This window comes from Streptomyces sp. SP17BM10, assembly GCF_036322405.1.
Classification (GTDB): Bacteria; Actinomycetota; Actinomycetes; order Streptomycetales; family Streptomycetaceae; genus Kitasatospora.
Genome location: NZ_JAQYXB010000604.1, coordinates 1 through 230, shown reverse-complemented (window position 1 = coordinate 230; position 230 = coordinate 1). Strand labels below are relative to the sequence as shown.

Here is a 230-nt window from a genome sequence, read left to right as displayed (position 1 = left end):
TGCGTCAACGTCTCGGGTCAGGGCCCGACCTGGGACAACCTCAACCCGATCATCCTGTTCGACTGCGTGCCCGGCGCGGGCAACGAGGCGTTCCAGCTGACGGCCTCGGGCCAGCTGTACAACCCGGCCAGCAAGCGCTGCGTCAACGTCTCGGGCGCCGGTCCGACCTGGGGCAACCTCACCCCGATCATCCTGTTCGACTGCGTCAACGGTGCCGCCAACGAGACGTT

General features: G+C 67.0%; 1 pseudogene. It reads left to right on the top strand.

From position 1 onward, the window contains the following. Nucleotides 1-230 (top strand): annotated as a pseudogene (locus PUR71_RS22265) (hypothetical protein); the annotation flags it as partial.